The organism is Actinomycetota bacterium (assembly GCA_035536535.1).
Classification (GTDB): domain Bacteria; phylum Actinomycetota; class JAICYB01; order JAICYB01; family JAICYB01; genus DATLNZ01.
The window spans coordinates 1-2544 of record DATLNZ010000095.1; the positions used below are offsets into that span (position 1 = coordinate 1).

The following is a 2544-nucleotide window of genomic DNA, read 5'->3' on the forward strand; positions in this document are numbered from 1 at the left end:
CGGGGCGGTCCCGGCGGCGACGTACCTGCTGAAGGTCGCACGCGGCCAGTCGCAGGCAAACCAGCATTCGCAGACCCACCAGGATGTGTTCAATCTCGCCGTGGGGGCTGTCCCCGCCGGGCGCGAAACGCCTGGCCGTGAGGGTCCGATGGGCCCCGCCGGTCCCGCAGGACCCGTCGGTCCGGCAGGGCCCGTTGGGCCTGCAGGCCCGGCCGGTCCCGCAGGGGCCACGGGTGCGACGGGTGCGACCGGAGCCACAGGGCCCGCAGGCCCGGTGGGCCCCACGGGTGAGACCGGCGCAACCGGCGCAGCCGGCCCCGCTGGTCCCGCGGGCCCCACGGGTGCCACGGGCGCGACGGGTGCGACCGGGGCTATGGGCCCCGAAGGGCCTGCCGGTCCCGCGGGAGCATTCGGCCCGGTCGGGCCGGTCGGCCCCGCAGGCCCGACTGGAGCCACAGGTCTGACGGGCGCTCCCGGCGCCCCCGGCGCCCCGGGCGCGACGGGCCCCGCTGGTCCGACGGGTCCTGCAGGCCCTGCCGGTGTCAGCGGGCATGAGGTCTGGGCGACGCCAACCCCGGCGACTGGAGCGCAGTCGGTTGGCGCGTTCGGGACTCTGATTGCCTCGTCAACGTGTCCGGCTGGGAAAGTTGCGGTCGGTGGTGGATACGAGGCCGTTGGTGGGGGGCAGTTCCTCGTCGCGACCGCGTCATACACCACGGTGGCTGCGCCCGGGACCTGGAACGTTCGACTCTTCAACCAGACGTCGGCGACGCAGAGCAACGTCTCGGTTCGCGTCTACGCGGTCTGCGTCGTCGCGCGCTAAGCTCTTTTCGGGTTCGCTCGGGTTCCGCGGAGGCGGGCTCTTCAGGTGCTGTATCCGCTTATAATGCAAGCACCTATGAAGACCGTCACCGCGGAAACCGAGAGGCAGCGCTGGGAGCGCGAGCAGCTCGAACCGGCGCTCCAGAAGTCTCCCGAGCGTCCGGGGCCCTTCACCACGATCTCCGGCCGCACCATCGACCGCCTTTACACCCCTGACGATCTTCAATCCCTCGACTACACCCGCGACCTGAATAACCCCGGCGAGTTCCCTTACACGCGCGGCATCCACCCGAGCGGCTACCGCGGCAAGCTCTGGACGATGCGGCAGTTTGCCGGGTTCGGGACCCCTGAGGAAACCAACGAGCGCTACAAGACGCTGCTGAAGGCCGGAGGGACCGGCCTCAGCGTCGCGTTCGACCTGCCGACGTTGATGGGTCGCGATCCCGACCACGAGCTCTCGCTCGGCGAGGTCGGTAAATGCGGCGTCAGCATCGTCTCGCTCGCCGACATGGAACGGCTGTTCGAGGGGATCAGTCTCGCCGACATCACCACGTCGATGACGATCAATTCCCCGGCGCCGATGATCTTTGCGATGTACCTGGTCGTCGCGGAGAAACAGGGGGCGGACTGGCAGCGGCTGTCGGGCACGATCCAGAACGACATCCTGAAGGAGTTCATCGCCCAGAAGGAGTACATCTATCCGCCGCGCGAATCGATGCGGTTGATCACCGACATCTTCTCGTTCTGCGCCCGCGAGGTGCCCAAGTGGAACACCATCTCGGTGAGCGGCTATCACATCCGTGAGGCAGGATCGACTTCGCTGCAGGAACTGGCGTTCACGCTCCGCGACGGGATCGAGTACGTGCAGTACGGGATCGATGCCGGGCTCGATGTCGATGCCTTCGCGCCGCAGATCTCCTTCTTCTTCAATTCACACTGCGACTTCTTCGAAGAGATCGCCAAGTTCCGCGCCGCGCGCAAGTTGTGGGCGGACGTCATGCGCAACCGTTTCGGGGCAAAGCAGGAGCGGTCCTGGAAGCTGCGCTTCCACACTCAGACGGCTGGTGTCTCCCTCACCGCCCAGCAGCCGTACAACAATGTCGTGCGCACGGCGCTTCAAGCGCTGGCAGCGGTGCTCGGCGGGACCAACTCGCTCCACACGAACTCGCTGGACGAGGCGCTGGCCCTGCCGACGGCGGAAGCAGCCACCCTGGCACTGCGGACGCAGCAGATCATCGCCGCGGAGAGCGGCGTCACGCACATGGTCGATCCGCTCGGCGGCTCCTACTTCGTCGAGCGCCTGACGCTCGACATGGAGCGCGGCGCGCGCGAGTACTTCGAGATCATCGACCGGATGGGGGGGATGGTCGAGGCCATCGAGCAGGGCTTCCCGCAGAAGGAAATCGCCGAGGCGTCGTATGTCTTCCAGCAGGCGGTCGAGAAGCGCGACAAGATCATCGTCGGCGTCAACGACTTCGTGCAGGAAGGGGAAACGCCGCACCCCATTCTTTACATTGACGAGACGGCCGGGGAACGGCAGCTCGAGCGGTTACGGGAGCTGAAAAAGACGCGCGACAACGACCGCGTCCGCCGCACCCTGGATGCGCTGAAGCAAGCCGCCCGCGCGACCGATAATACGATGCATCCGCTTCTCGACTGCGTTCGCGCTTACGCCACCGTCGGGGAAATGTGCGACGCGTTGCGCGAGGTGTGGGGAGAATA

General features: G+C 67.2%; 1 protein-coding gene. It reads left to right on the forward strand.

All coding sequences use genetic code 11. From position 1 onward, the window contains the following. Positions 1-898 precede the first annotated feature (898 nt). The coding region (locus tag VNE62_06630; GenBank protein HVE91957.1) for a methylmalonyl-CoA mutase family protein at positions 899-2544 on the forward strand (1646 nt) is incomplete at its 3' end.